Below are 14,762 nucleotides of genomic sequence, written 5' to 3'. Positions count from 1 at the left end.
TTCTCCGATAGCGCCACGTTCACCCACGGTCTACGCCGGGTGCAAAACACACGTCAGGCCGGGTACCCGGTGATGTTGCGAATGCTTTGGTACAGCGGCTTGAGCTGGCGGTACATGTGCAGGTAGACCTCCTTGTACAGTCGTTCATAGACCTGCTGCGCCTCGGGTTGCGGCATGAAGACCGCGCCGACCCGGGTCATGGCCGCCATCGCCGTGGGGAAATCCGCGTACAAGCCAAGCCCCACCGCGCAGCAAATGGCCGCGCCCAGACCGGACGCTTCGTACACGTGCGGACGCTCGGCCGGCAGGCCGAAAATGTCCGCCGTGAGCTGCATCGCGGCATCGCTCTGGGAACCACCGCCGGCGACGCGCAAGCGCTTGATCGAGACCTTCGAACGTTGTTCGATGCTCTGCAAACCCTGGCGCAGGGCATACGCCAGACCTTCGAGGATCGCCCGGTAAATATGCGCGCGGGTATGCACGTCGCCGAAGCCGATCATCGCGCCTTTGGCTTCCACCCCCGGTTCGCGAATGCCGGGCGACCAGTAGGGTTGCAGCATCAGGCCCATGGAGCCCGGCGGTACGGCGTTGACCAGCGCGTCGAACAATTGCTCGGGCTCAATGCCTTGCGCTTTGGCCTGCTGCATTTCTCGCAGGCCGAACTCGTTCTTGAACCAGCTGACCATCCAATAGCCGCGATAAATCATCACCTCGCAGTTGTACTGATCCGGCACCGCCGACGGGTAAGGCGGGATCAACGGGACAATTTCCAGGTAGCGCGAGCGGGTGCTGGTGATCGTCGCCGTGGTGCCGTAGGACAGGCACACCGTGTCCGCATCGACCACGCCGGAACCCACCACTTCGCAGGCCTTGTCGGCACCGGCGGCAATCAGCGGCAAGCCCTCGGGTATACCGGTGTGGCGGCTGGCTTCGGCGCTGATGTGGCCCAGGGTTTCACCGGGTTTGTGCAGCGTGGGCAGTTGCTCGGGACGCACCGCCAGCGCCTGCCATTTCCAGTCGCGGGGAGCGGCCCAGCGCAGACGCTTGAAGTCGAACGGCAGGTAGCCGACGCAACAACCCACCGAGTCGACAAAACGCCCGCACAAGCGATGAGTGAGAAACCCCGACAGCAGCAAAAACTTGTCGGTCGCCGCCCACACGTCAGGCTGATGGCGCGCGATCCAATTAGCCTCGGCTTGCGCACGAAAATAATCCACGGTGGCTTGCGCGCCGACCAGTTTGAACAGCCAGCCCCACGGTCCCTTCAGCCGGCCTTCGACTTCGGCCTGACGTTGATCGAGCCACAGGATCGCCGGGCGTAGCGCTTTGCCCTGGGCATCGACGTTGATCACGGTGCCGCGCTGGGTGGTCAGGGACACGCCGGCAATCTGCGCGCGGTCGATGCCGGTTTGCTGCCATAACTGCTGGCAGGCCTCCCCCAGTTTTGCCCAGTAATAGTCCGGGTCCTGCTCGGCCCAGCCAGGTTGTGTCGAGTAATAGGCCTGCAACTCGACCTTGCCTTTGCCCAGCAGATTGCCCTGCAAGTCGAAGAGCAGCGCGCGCACGCTCTGGGTGCCATTGTCGATCGCCAGCAGGTAACGCTTGTTCGGGTGGTTATCCATGGAGCTCTCTTCAATGGGCATTTTGCGAGGCATCCGGCAAACCATGATGACGTTGCCACAACGCTTGGTAACGCTGTTGTTCCTGCTGCCAATGTTCATCGTCCCAGCCCAGTCGCGGCTGGCAGAGTCGGCGAATGGCGGCAAAGTAATCCTCGCCGCCACTTGGCAGTAACAACCCCAGACGGGTGCGCCGCAGCAACAGGTCATCCAGGTGCAGGACCATTTCCGTGTCGCAGGCAAAGGCCAGTTCCGCCCACAAGGTGTCCGTGGCGCCGACGCAGGCATGGCCCAGTTCGGCGATCAGGTGCGCCAGCCTCGGCAGGTCACGGCCATGGCGTCCGGCCAGGCGCCGCCATTGACTGCCACTGAGCCCGGCAATCGGCAGCGGCGGCACGGCGGCAAACACCGGGCCGCTGTCATCACTGAAGGCGCGCCCGAGCATCGTCGCGCAGGCCTTGAGCACTTCGATGGCCTGCGGGCGAAAGGTCGTCAGCTTGCCACCGGCCAGGGTCACGCAGCCGGGCTCCAGCCACAGCACATGCTCGCGGGTTTCACTCGACGGTTTGCCCTGGTGCTCACCCGCCGCACTGCCGACCACCGGGCGCACGCCCGACCAGGTCGACAACACATCGGCGGCGACCACGCCGGCATCGGGAAACTGTTGAGCGCAGGCGGCCAGCAGATAGTCGAGTTCCTCGGCGCTGATGCTCGCGCTCTGGTCCAGATCGTCCTGATGATCGAGGTCCGTGGTGCCGACCACCGTGGCGCCTTCCCAAGGGAAAACAAACACCGGTCGACGGTCGCGCTCATGCAGGAAGGTGAAGGCCTGCGCCACGGGCAGGCGCCAGCCCGGCAGCAACACATGACTGCCGCGCAACGGGCGCAACTGACGCGGAGCGTCGGATGGCCGCAAGCGTTCAGCCCAGGCGCCGGTGGCCACGGCCAACACCGCACAGCGCAATCGCAGCGATGCACCGCCCTCGCCGTCCTCGACCTCAACCCCGCACACCCGCCCCTCTTCACGCAGCAATTGCTGCACGCGCATGCCGTTGATGACCACGGCGCCGTCGGCCCGGGCCTCGCCCAAAACCCGCATCACCAGGCGCGCGTCATCGGTCAGGGCATCGACAAAACAGGTGCCGCCCAGCAGGTCTTTTTGCTTCACGCCTGGCGCGAGATAACCCAGCTGCTGCGGATCATGGAAGTGATGACTGCGCCGCCCGGCCAGTGCGTCATAAACACTCAACAAACCGCCCAATACCCGTGGGCCGGGAAAGCCGCCACGGTAATGCGGCATCAGGAAACTCATCGGTTCCACCAGCCCCGGCGCTTCGTCGAGCAGGCGCTGGCGTTCGCGGACCGAATCGCGGGTCAGGCGCCACTGGCCCTTGGCGATGTAACGCAAACCACCATGGACCATTTTCGAGGAACGGCTGGACGTGCCCCAGGCGAAATCCCGCTGCTCCAGCAACAGGCAACGCCAGCCACGCCGTGCGGCTTCGCGCAGGATGCCGGCGCCGCTGATACCGCCGCCGATGACGATCAGGTCCCAGGTTTCATCCGCCAGCGTTGACAGCACCTGTTGGCGCCACGCCGCGTTCCAGTCGAGGCTCATGGCCGTCACTCCTGCAACAGCGTGCCGGGGTTCAGGCGCCCGGCCGGATCGAAATGCCGACTCAGCGCCTGCAAGGTGTCCATCGCCAGTGCGCCCTTCTCCCGCAGCAGGTACGGCGCATGGTCCTTGCCCACGCCATGCTGGTGACTGATGGTGCCGTGGTGGTCGACGATGGTCTGGCTCGCGGCCTGCTTGAGCGCCTGCCAGCGCGCCAGGGTGGCGGCGTAGTCCGCTGCCGGACGGAACACGTAAGTGGTGTAGATGCTCGACCCTTCGCCATAGACATGGGACAGGTGCGTGAACACATGCACCTGCTCGCCTTCAGCGGCCAAGGCGTCGCGCAGGCTGTTTTCGACCCGGCCGAGCAGGTTGTCGACGTTGCTCCAGTCGGTGGCGGTTTCCAGGGTGTCGACCACGTAACCGGCGTTCCACAGGTTCTCGCGCAGGTAGGGAAAACGGAAACGGTTCTGCGACCATTTCTTGCCAAGCAAGGTGCCGGTGAACACGCCGCCGAAGGCTTTCAGGTGCTGCCGGGCCTGGCTCAGGGACAGCGCATTTTGCCGGCGATTGCCGGTCACGCCGAACGTCAGCAGGCACTTGCCCGCACCGGCGCCGCGCAGGGCCAGGTACTTTTCCAGCCAGGCGATCTGCTGTGGATGACCGGCCAGCGCCAACTGGGTTTCGGTTTCCACCGCGTTGGACAAGCGCAGCATCGACAGCGGCACGCGGGCCTGGGCCAACTGACGGATGGCTCGCAACGCCTGCGGCCAGTCGGGCAGGAACACCCCATAGAAACGCTCATCGGCCGGCAGCGCACTGACCCGCACCTTGACCTCGGAAATGATCCCGAAACGGCCTTCACTGCCCAGTACCACTTCGCGCAGATCGGGACCGGCGGCCGAGGCCGGGAACGTGGCAATTTCCAGAGGACCGGCAAAGGTTTCCAGGGTGCCGCCGGCGAACAACTGCTCGATGCGCCCATAGCGCAATGATTGCTGGCCACTGGAGCGGCTGGCGACCCAACCGCCCAGGGTCGACAGTTCCCACGACTGCGGGAAATGTCCCAACGTGTAACCCCGGGCGCGCAACTGACTTTCCACTTGCGGCCCCGTCGCGCCGGGGCCGAAGGTTGCCAGCAGGCTCTGTTCGTCGAGGTCCGTCAGGCGATTCATCCGCGCCAGGGACACCGTCACCACCGGCCGTGTGGAACGCGGCGGATTGATGTGCCCTGCCACCGAGGTGCCGCCGCCATAGGGAATCAGGCACAGGTCCTGCGCCTGGGCCAGCGCCAGTAATTGACGAATCTGCTCGGCGCTTTCGGGGAAGGCCACGGCGTCGGGATAAAGCCCCGGCGCTCCTTCGCGCAGCGCCAGCCAGTCCGGCAGGCTCTGACCCCGCGCATGCAGCAGACGATCCTGCGCCGTCACGCTGTACAAGGGATGTTCCGCCAACCGTGAGGCCGGCACGCGGGCCAATGCCGTCTCGAGCGTTGCATCGGGCAACGTTCGACCGACACCGAGCCGCTCATTGAGAAATCCCGCGCCCTGGGCCGGCAGTTCGACCACCGTGGTTGCATCTCCCCAGCCGTTCCAGCGTCGCATGCGTGTGTCCTTTTGCGGTTCTGATAGTGATATTTCAGGAGCCCATACTAGTCAGCTGCCGAAAAGTGTCACGGTCGCATCCGGCCAGTTCGAGTAGCCAATTGAGTCAAACGTCGCGTAAACCTCAGCCATTTACTTTAGCTGTGGTTTCAACTTACCTTTCAGCGCATTGATCCGCGCACGCGGGCTTTGATCAAAGGACTACGATCATGCAATCCCTGGGCTTCACTTCGGTCCCTCCGCTGCTCAAATACGTGCGCCATGCCGAACAACTGGGCGTGGCCATCGAGCCGGCGTTGGCGGCGGCCGGGTTGCAGGCGCAGCAGTTGAGCGACAACAGCCTGCGCTTGCCGGGCGAAGTGCATGAACGGTTGCTCGATTATTTCTGCGAACATTCGGGCGATCCGTTGTTCGGCCTCAACGCCGCGCGTTTTGTGTTGCCCAACTCCTGGAGCGTGCTGGGTTACATCACCATGAACTGCGCGACCCTGGGCGATGCCATGAGCCGCATCATGCCGTTCGAGAAGCTGGTGGGGGACATGGGGGTCAGCCGCGCCGAGGTGCGGGACAGTCATGTGCACTTGATCTGGACCTGCCGTCATCAACGGCCGCGCATCCGCCGGCATCTGGTGGAAAACGTGCTCGGTTCCTGGCTGCAATACGCGCGCTGGATCGCCGATACCCAACTGTCACCGGCCGCCGTCTGGCTCGAACATCCACGACCGGCCGACACGACGCAAGCGCAGTACGAACAGTTCTTCGACTGCCCGGTGTTGTTCGACCAGCCCTATTCGGCCCTGATTGTGCCGTTGCCGTATTTGCAGTTGCCGTTGCGCCAGGCCGATCCACAATTGCTGCGCACCCTGGAAGAACATGCCCTGGGACTCATGGCCACGCTGGAGGACGCGTCACTGGAGCAGCGGGTCAAAAGCATCCTGCGCCAGTTGCTCAAGGAAGGGCTGCCGCGCAAAGAGCAGGTGGCCGAGCAATGCGCCGTGTCGGTGCGCACCCTGCAACGCCAGTTGCATCAGGCGGGCACGTCGTACCAGCAGATTCTCGATGACCTGCGCCAGGAGCTGGCCGAGCATTATTTGCTCAACAGCACCTTGCCGATCCAGGACATCGCCCAGTACCTGGGTTTCACCGAACCGCGCTCGTTTCACCGTACGTTCAAGAGCCGGCGCGGGATGCCGCCCGGCGAGTTTCGCCAGACCCACCGCGCGCCGGACGAAGGCTGAAACTCAGACACAAATCGCATTGGTAAACACCAACCGATTGCCGAACGGGTCGATCACGGTCAGGTCCTGACTGCCCCATGGCGTGGCCTGGATCTGCGGTTTGGCGTAGGTGTAATCCTTGGCGCTCAGTTGTTGCTGGAAGGCTTCCAGTTCATCGGTCTCGATGCGCAATGCCGAACCCGGCGTGGCGTCGCCATGGTGTTCGGACAGGTGCAGCACGCATTCGCCCCGGGAGACTTGCAGGTACAACGGGAAATTGGCTTCGAAGCGATGCTGCCAATCGATGTTGAAGCCCAGGAAGTCGACGTAGAACGCCACTGCCTTGGCTTCATCGAAAATCCGCAGGATCGGGGTGGTTTTGCCGAAGCTCATGGGTTGCTCCCTGGTTGGAAAGGCCCAGTGTAGCTGGGCTGGATGTCAGCGCTTCGGCTTGGCGATGGCTTTCTTTAATTGCAGAGTGCCACCACTGTGATGCAGCTCTCGGAATGTTTACCGGAACCCGTCGCGCAAATCCCCTTCCCGCGCCAGAAACCGCCCCTCCCTTTTGCCGTTCGCCTGGCCATCGATGTAACTCAACACACCATTGACCCACACCCCATCAATCCCTTCCGCCGCCCGCTGCGGGTCATGGAAATCCGCCACGTCGCGAACGGTCAACGGATCAAACAACACCAGATCCGCCCAATGCCCTTCACGAATTTCACCGCGCTCTTTCAAGCCAAAGCGCGCCGCCGACAACCCGGTCATCTTGTGCACGGCGGTGTGCAGCGCAAACAGCCCGACATCACGACTGAAATGCCCGAGCACCCGCGGGAACGCGCCCCACAAACGCGGATGGGGAAACGGGTCTTCCGGCAACCCGTCGGAGCCGACCATCGACAACGGATGCGCGAGGATCCGCCGCACGTCCGCCTCGTCCATCCCGTAATACACCGCACCGGCCGGTTGCAGGCGCCGGGCGGCGTCGAGCAGCGGCATGCTCCATTCGGCAGCGATGTCGATCAAGTCGCGGCCACTCACTTCAGGATGGGGCGTGGACCACGTGATGGTGATGCGATGGGCATCGGTGACTTGCTTGAGGTCCAGGGTCGAGGAACTCGCCGCATAGGGATAACAATCACAGCCCACCGGGTGGGTTTTCGCCGCGTGTTCAAGGGACGCCAACAACTGCGGACTGCGGCCCCAGTTGCCGACGCCGGCACACTTGAGGTGGGAAACGATCACCGGGGCGTTGGCATGACGGCCGATCTGGAAGGCTTCGTCCATGGCCTCCAGCACCGGTTCGAATTCGCTGCGCAAATGGGTGGTGTAGACCGCGCCGAAAGCGCTCAGCTCTTCGGTCAGTTGCATCACTTCATCAGTGGACGCCGAGAACGCACTGGCATAGGCCAGCCCTGTGGATAACCCGAGCGCGCCGGCCTCCAGACTTGTGCGCAGTTGCTCGCGCATTGCGGCGATTTCGTCGGCGGTGGCCGTGCGAAACAGATCGTCGAGGTGATTGCTGCGCAACGCGGTATGGCCGACCAGCGCCGCCACATTCAACGTGGTGTTCGCCGCTTCGACGGCGGCGCGGTAATCGCTGAACCTCGGATACACAAACGCCGCACGGGTGCCGAGCAGGTTCATCGGGTCCGGTGGATCGCCGCGCAGACTGACCGGCGAGGCACTGATCCCGCAGTTGCCGACAATCACGGTGGTTACACCCTGGCTGAGTTTGGGCAGCATTTGCGGTTGGCGGATGACCACGGTGTCATCGTGGGTGTGCACGTCGATAAAACCCGGCGCGAGCACCCGGCCGGCGGCGTCAATTTCATCCGTGGCGCGAGCGTCGTGCAGGTCGCCGATAAACGCGATGCGGCCGTTCAAAATGGCCACGTCAGCGGAATAACCGGGCGCGTTGCTGCCGTCGATGACCAGGGCGTTGCGAATCAGTGTGTCGTACAACATGTCAGTCTCCAGGCCTCAGCGCCTGCCCTTGATCAAATGGTGATCGAACCCTTGCTCCACCAGGTAGCGCCAGGCGACCTGAACCTCGTCGGGAATCACCTGTTCCGCCTGGAAGCCCTGCGCAGGGTAAACCATGATGCGGTGCACATCCCCGACCATCTCGTCGATCAATCCCAGGACCCCGATCAGGTTGCTGATCCCTCCCGGAAAAGCGAACGACGGCGCATCCACACACGCCTCCAGTTCGGGCCACTGCACGGGCAAGGTCAAGGCCACACGGCGGATGGAGTTCGGTTTGGTCAGGAACGTCGCTCGATGCACCTGTGGGAACAGCGCCTTGGCAAACGCGATGTTCTCGGCAAAGTTGGTGGCGCGCGGTTCCAGGGTGAATTGATCCGCCGTCACCCCCAGCGCCAGGGCTCGTTGCGCAAAAATATCGGCTTCGGTGCGTTCCCACAAATGCTTCGTCCAGTTACCGGTATTGCCGGTGAACAGCAGGTGCGGGGCGACGCCGTTTTTCAGCAGTTCGCAGGCGTAATCGCAGACCCGCAAATCGTAGGAGCCACAGACGACGATCAGCTCGCAAGCCTGGTGCTGGCGCCCTGCCCCGAGGAAGTCCCACAGGACGGTGGCGTGTTGCAGGGTCGGCGTCATGAGCGGGCGAACCTCTGGGCAACCCGCCCACTGATGAACAGACCGCTATTGCCAAAGACGTGAGGCCCCAGATCGGTCAGCGAGACCGGCAGCGCGGTGAAATCCGCATACACCCGCGCCGCGCCGTGATCGGTCAACGTCAGGTCTTCGCCGATGCCGACACACAGCGCGCCGCTGCTGATCGCCGACTGCACGCCGCTGACCGAGTCTTCGAACACCAGGCATTCATCGCTCTGGCGCTCCAGTTGCGCCGCCGCCAGTCGATAGGCATCCGGCGCCGGTTTGCCACTGCGCACGTCGTCGCGGCAAATGATGCTGTCGAACACCGATGTCAGATTATGTTGCTGCAGGACATGTTCGACCCGCGCTCGCCAACTGCTGGTGACCAGCGCCATGGGCACCGCGCTCGCCTTGAGTTGCGCGATAAACGCGGCCACCCCCGGCACCAGCGCACAAGTCGAGACCTGCTCGACCGCATCGACTTGCTGCTTGATCGCCACGCGCTGCGGCTCGTCAAACTGACCGAACAGCGCCTGCATCGTATGACCGCCCGGGCGGCCGTGAATGTGCTCGGTGATAAAGGCCTGATCCACGGCCACGCCGTAGCGCCGGGCGACGCTGGTCCAGGCGAATTCGATGACGTCGCGGGACTGGATTAGCACGCCATCCATATCAAAGCAGACGGCTGTAAACGTTCGTTGTGTCATGGGTTGAACTTCGCATCTTCTGATGAGCAATAAACGCCAGCACTGTGCCGATCAGGGCAAACAGCGCCATTACGTAGTAGGACCACTGCGGCTGCGTTTCGTACAAGTACCCGGCAAAAGGCGTGGCCAGGCCCATGGGCAGCGCCACCGCCAGGGAGTAATAGACGCCCTGAGTAAAGACCTGAATGTCTTGCGGCGCATGGTCGCGAATAAACCGCATGATCGCCGAGTGGTACGCGGCAAAACTCAGGGCATGCAGGCACTGCCCCAGCAGAATCACCGACACCGCATCACTGTTGGAAAACACCGCCCAGCGCAACGCTGCACAGACGCTGGAAAAGATCACGATGGACAAGGGCGAACAGAACGACAGGACCTTATTGGAGAGCGCGAAGTAAGTGATTTCCGCCAACACCGCCACCGACCAGAACGCGCCGATATAGGCCGAAGAGTAGCCCTTCACGCCCCAGCCAATCGACGCCGTGGAAAAGTACAGGGTGTGGCTCAGCTGAATAAAACTGGCGGCGGCAATCGCGATCAACAGACTTTTGTGCGCAAACAGCGCCTTCCAGTCCGGTCGTTTAATCGTGCGGCTGACCGGCTGCAAATGTGCCCGGGACACTTGGCGCTTCAAGCGCAGACAGGCCAGCGCGGTGAACAACATGCTCGCCGCAATCACGATCGGCACCCAGGATTGGCTGGAGTGCGCGAACAACAAACCGCCGAGGGTCGAGGTCAGGATAAACGCCGACGAGCCCACCGCCCGCACCCAGCCGTAGTTCTGCAACGCCTGTTTGTCACGCTTGAGCAGATAGGACTCGGACAATGGCAACACCACCATCCACAGTCCGCCAAACAGCACGCTCAGGCACACGAAGATCCACAGGTGCGCCGGCATGAAGTAGAACAGCAACGTACAGAATGACGCCGAGAACCCGAGAAAAGCGGCGAGACGCAGTTGGTCCACGCGCCAGTCGGCCACGTACGTGATAAACACCCCGGTAAACACCTGGGGCCAATAAGCCGCTGCTATCAGCAGGCCGATCTGGCTGGCGCTGAACCCCAGCGAATCCAGCCAGGTCGGCCAGAACGGATAAATAATCCCCTCGGCCGCAAAGAACCCGAAAAAGATCAAATACATTCGTCAACCATACGCTCAATGCTCCAAAGCAGGGCTCCACGGGAGCCCTGAAAACGATCCCTTATTCGAAGCGTTGTTGGGTGAAGCTGTTCTTGCCCTTGCGCCAGACGATCAGCGATTCACCCATCACCACCAGATCGACCATGCCTTCTTTCAACGCATCCAGCGCGTCCTGGGACGAACAGACGATCGGCTCTTCATGCCGGTTGAACGAGGTGTTGATCAACGCTGCCTGGCCGGTCTTGTCGTGCCAGGCGTTCAACAGGCGATGCATGAATGGGTCGCCTTGCGGGCGGATGACCTGCGGCCGCGCGGTGCCGTCGATGTGCACCACCGCCGGGCTGGCCTCGCGAAACTGCGGGTGACAATCGTAGGTCATGGTCATGGTGTCTGCCGCGACCTGATCCTCATCCCAGCCGACGTAGCACGCGGCGGCCTGCTCAATGGCCGTGACCGGGCCGAACGGCATGAACTCGGTGCGGTGCATGCGCTTGTTGAGCCAGTCGTTCACCTCGGCATCCTGGGCGTGATAGACGATGCTGCGGTTGCACAGCGAACGCGGGCCGAATTCCATCTTGCCCTTGAACATGCCCAGCACCTGATTCTCCAGCAGCGCCTCGGTCAGGACGTCGATGATGTTCGACGGCGTGTGGTAACCGAGTTCGGGGTAGTCACGTGTGATCAGGTTGATGTTCTGCGACACGCTGCGCGCTTGCGGCCCGAGGGCCATCGCCGGGTTCTTGAAACGGGTGCCGTTTTCCAGGTACGCCGCCCCGACCGCCGCCGCCAAGGCCAGGCCACCATCGCCCATGCACGGCAACACGTAGACGTTTTTCACCCCTGGAATCTCGCGCAGGCGCTGATTGAGTTTTACGTTGCCAAACACGCCGCCAGCCAGGCACAGGTTGGTGCTGCCCCGTTGCGCCAGGTGATGCGTGACCGTCGCCACCAGCAGGTCTTCGGTGTGGCGTTGCACGGCAGCGGCGATGTCTTCGGGGGTTTGCCGGGCGAAGAGGGTTTCCAGCGGTTCGCTGTAGTGGTGGTAGGACGGCAGGAACAGATCACCGCAGCAGGCCTTGATGCGCCCGTCTTCGAAACGGATCATTTGCTGCATCACCCCGAGCAGCTTTTGTGGATCGCCAAACGCGGCCAGGCCAGTGACTTTGCCTTCATGTCGATTGGGTTTGTAACCGAGCAAGTGGGTGATCCGACCGTAGAAATAACCCAAGCTGTCGACGCTGGTTTCGCGCTGCAACACCGTGGTTTCGGTGGGGCTGTACCAGGTCACGGTCAAGGACTGGAAATCACCGCGGCCGTCGCAGGTCAGGGTCAATGCCTCGTCAAACGGTGAGCAGACATAGGCGCCGAGGGCATGGCATTCATGGTGGTCAATGTAATAAGCCTTGCCGGTCAACTCATTGGCCGTAATGAATGCTTCAAACTCGGTTCGTTTCTCTTTATCGTTTTTGACTTCATCCGTTATACGTTGTCGGAATTGTGTCAGCCCTTGCGGATTATTCCGGACTTCTTCAACGATGCGATCAAAGTACAACTCAAGGTGTTTATCGGCACTGAAACCGGCATTCCATCCATACGCAACATAATTGACATCTTCGAGTGATAACCCCGCTTGGCTCAGTACAAACTCAATGGACTGTTCCGGCCAGATCTTGTGATCTTTTATACGAGTAAAGCGCTCTTCGCTGACCGCTGAAAGAATCTGACCATCACGTACCAGGCAGGCACCCGACAAATCATTATTAGTAATGCCTAAAATGATCATAACTGCTCCTTGTTCTTGCCAATTCCAGTGATGACTGTGCCTACGCTTGATAAGCGCAGCGCTCTAGCCTGGGTTTATGAGCGAATTTGCGGCGTCTATCGCCGAACGTCATAAAAGGTGAAGTGGCGGAGTCAAACGGCTCGCCTGAGATATGCCTTACGGGAAGACATCAAGAGTGTGTATTGCCATCGCAAAGTCCTTTTGCAAAAAAAGTCCACGGGCATTTACCTGTGTGCCCGGCTTCATGCCGGGGTAACAAGTGGATGTCGATACTTCTTATTCTTGCCATCAGAGTTGGCTATGTCGGTGCAGGCAACAGCCTAGTAGCAAACTTGCGAAGAATCTCTTGCACCCTCCACTAAAAATTAAATACCACACTGACCTCCCCTGTTTCCGGGGACTTCAGCGGGCAAAATAAACAGTTAGATTCACCCGGCATAAAAAAGGCCCGCCGAAGAGCATTTTGCTCGTCGGCAGGCCATTGCTTGTAACTTCAGACAGGATCAGTCGGCATTTGCCTCAGACCATTTCGTGCAGGATCCACTCGGTCACCGACGTTCGTTTCGGCGCCCAGCCCAGCTGTTCACGGGCATGTTTGCCGCGCACCCGGCTGTTCGAACCCAGGCCATAGTTGGCCATTTCATAACCCCACTCGGCTTCGGCGTCTTTTAGCGGCCAGTCTTGCGGCGCGCCGAGGTTCAGGGCCTTGGCCATGGCGGTGGTCATGTCGATAAACGACGACTCGCCGCTTTCGACAAAGTAGAACGTGCCCGGGACGTTTTTGGTCAGCGCCAGCAGGTACAGGGCGACGACGTCTTCGATGTGCACGTTGGACCAGATGTTCTGGCCAGTGCCGACGTGGCGCACCACACCGCTTTTACGGGCCTGTTTGAGCAGGCGCGGCAACTGCACGCTGTCGCGCTTGACGCCCAGGCTGTGGCCGTAGATCAGGGTGTTGCAGATGACGGCCGAGTTCACCCCGTCCTTCGCGGCGGCGAGGATCAGGTCGTCGATGGCCACTCGGGCAGCTTTGTCGACGGTGGGTGCCGGCAGGTTGTCTTCGTAGTAGATGACGTCGCTGGATTTACCGCCCGACGCATCGCCGACGATGCTCGAACCGCTGGTGTGCAGGAACACTTTGTTGGAACCGCGCAACGCATCGAGCAAGGCTTCTACAGCGGCGCGATGGTCGCTGCTGGCGGCGTTGATCACGGCGTCGGCGGCGCGGGCCTGCTCGGCCAGCAATGCGCTGTCATCGAGGGTGCCGATCACCGGCGTGATGCCCAGAGCGGTCAGTTCATTGGCTTGTTCGGCGCTGCGCACCAGACCGGTGACGTGATGGCCGGCCTGGACCAGACCCGTGGCGATGGAACCGCCGATAAAACCGGCAGCGCCGGTAACGAATACGTTCATGGAGAAACTCCCTGCGTGAATAAGTGATGCAACGAGTATCAACGACCGATCCCTGTCGAAAAATCCCCGGTGGCCCAATTCACTCTTGCGCAGGGATCACGAATCAGCCTTTGAAATCGGAATTCGCGTACACCGCCAATTTGCCCTGGATGAAGTCCAGGAAGCACTGGATGCGCAGGGCCAGTTGCGAGTTGCGGTAGTACACCGCGTTGATCGGTTGGCGATAACCGCTGTTGAATGCCGACAACACCTCTTTCAGGCGTCCGGCGCGGATGTCGTCGTGGGTCATGAAATCCGACAGGCAGGCGATGCCCTGGTTTTCCAGCGCCAAGTGCCGCACCGTCTCGCCGCTGGAAGCGTTGATCGCCGCGTTGATCGGCCAGCGATCACCGTGCACATGACGCAACGGCCATTGGTTGAGGCCTTCGTTCTGGGTGAAGCCGATCAGCGTGTGATCGTTGAGGTCGGCGACGGCAGTGGGTGTGCCGTGTTGCTCAAGGTAAGCCGGGCTGGCGACGATGTGCAGCGGGCTGCAACCCAGGGAGCGCGCATGCAAGGTCGAGTCGGCCAGGGTGCCGATACGGATGGCGATGTCGGTGCTTTGTTCCAGCAGGTCAATGATCAGGTCGTTGCTGTTGAGTTCGAGCTGGATGTCAGGGTAGAGACCGCGGAACTCATCGATGTACGGCACGATGGCGTGCAGCATGAACGGTGATGCGGCATTGATGCGAAGGCGTCCGGACGGGGTTTGCTGGCGGGAGTTGAGGCGTTCTTCGAGTTCGTCCATCTGATCGAGGATCCGCTTGGCGTGTTCGAAGAAATACTTGCCTTCCTCGGTCAGGTCCATGCGCCGGGTGGTGCGGTTGATCAGCGTGGTATCGAGCTTGGCTTCCAGGCGCGACAACGTGCGGCTGACCGCCGACGGCGTTTGCCCGACTTGCTCGGCCGCAGCGGAAATCGACCCGCATTCAATCACGCAGACGAAAATCTGCAATTCATCGGATCTGGCTTTCACTGAATTCCTCTTATCGATATTGCTGC

Annotated in this window: 12 protein-coding genes; 1 reads left to right on the top strand and 11 read right to left on the bottom strand. The window is 61.5% G+C overall.

The genetic code is table 11. The features are described 5' to 3' along the window. Nucleotides 1-53 precede the first annotated feature (53 nt). The 3 genes from ACY4LX_RS05200 to ACY4LX_RS05190 are packed head-to-tail and all read right to left on the bottom strand — an operon-like array spanning nt 54 to nt 4,838. The gene (locus ACY4LX_RS05200) at nt 54-1,622 is read right to left on the bottom strand and encodes an FGGY-family carbohydrate kinase (RefSeq protein ID WP_463259357.1); all 1,569 of its coding nucleotides are present in this window, start codon (nt 1,620-1,622) and stop codon (nt 54-56) included. A gap of 10 nt (nt 1,623-1,632) precedes the next feature. Beyond that, nucleotides 1,633-3,237 (bottom strand): glycerol-3-phosphate dehydrogenase/oxidase, encoded by a 1,605-nt coding sequence (locus ACY4LX_RS05195; protein ID WP_463259356.1) that lies wholly within the window; start codon nt 3,235-3,237, stop codon nt 1,633-1,635. Between the two features lie 5 nt (nt 3,238-3,242). After that, the gene (locus ACY4LX_RS05190; protein WP_149657686.1) at nt 3,243-4,838 is read right to left on the bottom strand and encodes an FAD-binding oxidoreductase; all 1,596 of its coding nucleotides are present in this window, start codon (nt 4,836-4,838) and stop codon (nt 3,243-3,245) included. A gap of 209 nt (nt 4,839-5,047) precedes the next feature. On the opposite strand from ACY4LX_RS05190, the gene gliR reads away from it, so the two are divergent. Then, entirely contained in the window at nt 5,048-6,076 is a 1,029-nt protein-coding gene (gene gliR, locus ACY4LX_RS05185) for an AraC family transcriptional regulator GliR (protein ID WP_463259355.1), read from the top strand. Nucleotides 6,077-6,079: 3 nt separating this feature from the next. On the opposite strand, the gene ACY4LX_RS05180 is transcribed toward gliR, so the two are convergent. The 8 genes from ACY4LX_RS05180 to ACY4LX_RS05145 form a co-directional block, all read right to left on the bottom strand. Then, nucleotides 6,080-6,448, bottom strand: coding sequence for a glyoxalase superfamily protein (locus tag ACY4LX_RS05180; protein ID WP_149657688.1), 369 nt, complete (start codon nt 6,446-6,448; stop codon nt 6,080-6,082). A 117-nt stretch (nt 6,449-6,565) separates the two neighbouring features. Beyond that, on the bottom strand, nt 6,566-8,023 hold the full coding sequence (locus ACY4LX_RS05175) for a D-aminoacylase (protein ID WP_463259354.1): 1,458 nt from the start codon (nt 8,021-8,023) through the stop codon (nt 6,566-6,568). Nucleotides 8,024-8,038: 15 nt separating this feature from the next. After that, nucleotides 8,039-8,677, bottom strand: a complete 639-nt coding sequence (locus tag ACY4LX_RS05170) for a YdcF family protein (protein ID WP_463259353.1) — start codon at nt 8,675-8,677, stop codon at nt 8,039-8,041. Then, complete coding sequence (locus tag ACY4LX_RS05165) at nt 8,674-9,348, bottom strand: HAD family hydrolase (RefSeq protein ID WP_463259352.1); 675 nt, start codon at nt 9,346-9,348, stop codon at nt 8,674-8,676. The genes ACY4LX_RS05170 and ACY4LX_RS05165 overlap by 4 nt, the downstream gene beginning before the upstream one ends. A gap of 1 nt (nt 9,349) precedes the next feature. Then, nucleotides 9,350-10,525 (bottom strand): MFS transporter, encoded by a 1,176-nt coding sequence (locus ACY4LX_RS05160; RefSeq protein ID WP_463259351.1) that lies wholly within the window; start codon nt 10,523-10,525, stop codon nt 9,350-9,352. A gap of 61 nt (nt 10,526-10,586) precedes the next feature. Then, nucleotides 10,587-12,308 carry a carbamoyltransferase family protein gene (locus ACY4LX_RS05155; protein WP_463259350.1) on the bottom strand — a complete coding sequence of 574 codons (1,722 nt, stop codon included), beginning with the start codon at nt 12,306-12,308 and terminating at the stop codon, nt 10,587-10,589. A 519-nt stretch (nt 12,309-12,827) separates the two neighbouring features. Further along, nucleotides 12,828-13,721 carry an NAD-dependent epimerase/dehydratase family protein gene (locus tag ACY4LX_RS05150; protein WP_463259349.1) on the bottom strand — a complete coding sequence of 298 codons (894 nt, stop codon included), beginning with the start codon at nt 13,719-13,721 and terminating at the stop codon, nt 12,828-12,830. Nucleotides 13,722-13,824: 103 nt separating this feature from the next. Beyond that, complete coding sequence (locus tag ACY4LX_RS05145) at nt 13,825-14,736, bottom strand: LysR substrate-binding domain-containing protein (RefSeq protein WP_463259348.1); 912 nt, start codon at nt 14,734-14,736, stop codon at nt 13,825-13,827. Nucleotides 14,737-14,762 lie beyond the last annotated feature (26 nt).

The organism is Pseudomonas sp. Emmai, from assembly GCF_055179735.1.
This window is presented reverse-complemented; position numbering and strand designations above follow the sequence as displayed.

Bases quoted from the DNA above. Each gene is read 5' to 3' on its own strand.
- ACY4LX_RS05200 (WP_463259357.1), bottom strand. From the start codon at position 1,622: ATGGATAACCACCCGAACAAGCGTTACCTGCTGGCGATCGACAATGGC.
- ACY4LX_RS05195 (WP_463259356.1), bottom strand. From the start codon at position 3,237: ATGAGCCTCGACTGGAACGCGGCGTGGCGCCAACAGGTGCTGTCAACG.
- ACY4LX_RS05190 (WP_149657686.1), bottom strand. From the start codon at position 4,838: ATGCGACGCTGGAACGGCTGGGGAGATGCAACCACGGTGGTCGAACTG.
- gliR (WP_463259355.1), top strand. From the start codon at position 5,048: ATGCAATCCCTGGGCTTCACTTCGGTCCCTCCGCTGCTCAAATACGTG.
- ACY4LX_RS05180 (WP_149657688.1), bottom strand. From the start codon at position 6,448: ATGAGCTTCGGCAAAACCACCCCGATCCTGCGGATTTTCGATGAAGCC.
- ACY4LX_RS05175 (WP_463259354.1), bottom strand. From the start codon at position 8,023: ATGTTGTACGACACACTGATTCGCAACGCCCTGGTCATCGACGGCAGC.
- ACY4LX_RS05170 (WP_463259353.1), bottom strand. From the start codon at position 8,677: ATGACGCCGACCCTGCAACACGCCACCGTCCTGTGGGACTTCCTCGGG.
- ACY4LX_RS05165 (WP_463259352.1), bottom strand. From the start codon at position 9,348: ATGGATGGCGTGCTAATCCAGTCCCGCGACGTCATCGAATTCGCCTGG.
- ACY4LX_RS05160 (WP_463259351.1), bottom strand. From the start codon at position 10,525: ATGTATTTGATCTTTTTCGGGTTCTTTGCGGCCGAGGGGATTATTTAT.
- ACY4LX_RS05155 (WP_463259350.1), bottom strand. From the start codon at position 12,308: ATGATCATTTTAGGCATTACTAATAATGATTTGTCGGGTGCCTGCCTG.
- ACY4LX_RS05150 (WP_463259349.1), bottom strand. From the start codon at position 13,721: ATGAACGTATTCGTTACCGGCGCTGCCGGTTTTATCGGCGGTTCCATC.